The organism is Paenibacillus sp. JJ-223 (assembly GCF_927798175.1).
Taxonomy (GTDB): Bacteria; Bacillota; Bacilli; order Paenibacillales; family Paenibacillaceae; genus Paenibacillus; species Paenibacillus hubeiensis.
The window spans coordinates 1-482 of record NZ_CAKMMP010000045.1 but is presented as its reverse complement, the minus strand read 5'-3'; the positions used below and the strand labels follow the sequence as shown (position 1 = coordinate 482).

Here is a 482-nt window from a genome sequence, read left to right as displayed (position 1 = left end):
ATTGACAAAAAAACACCTCGCTTGTTTGGTATCATGGAAGTGCGACCAACCATGCCAACAAGAAAGGTGTGTAACCCTATGTTACAACAACATTCCCTGTCTGAACAGTCTCGTTTTTCTAAACTTTTTGCTACACTTCACATCGGGAAAGCCTTGCGGCATGCAGGCATTTCCAAATCATTTGGTCTTTCCAGTTTAGCCATTTTTCGAATCGTGTTCTCGTTGGTTTTTGAAGGAAAGAATTGGTTTCGCCTTCTGGAAAGTGACCGCGGAGCCGACCTGCCAGGAAAAGATGTTGTCTATCGATTCTTGAATCAATCTTCCTTTGCCTGGCGGCGATTTTTGCAGACATTAAGTCTTCAGGTCGTACGCTATTTTGAATCGCTCATTTCCTCCAAACGCGTACGTGTATTTATCGTTGACGATTCAGTACTTAGCCGGAACCGGAGTAAAAAAGCAGAGCTGCTGGCACGTGTATTTGA

1 pseudogene is annotated in these 482 nt (G+C 44.0%); it reads left to right on the top strand.

What is annotated here, in order from left to right:
- Positions 1-78: 78 nt before the first annotated feature.
- Positions 79-482, top strand: a pseudogene (locus tag L6H98_RS31200) (IS4 family transposase); the annotation flags it as partial.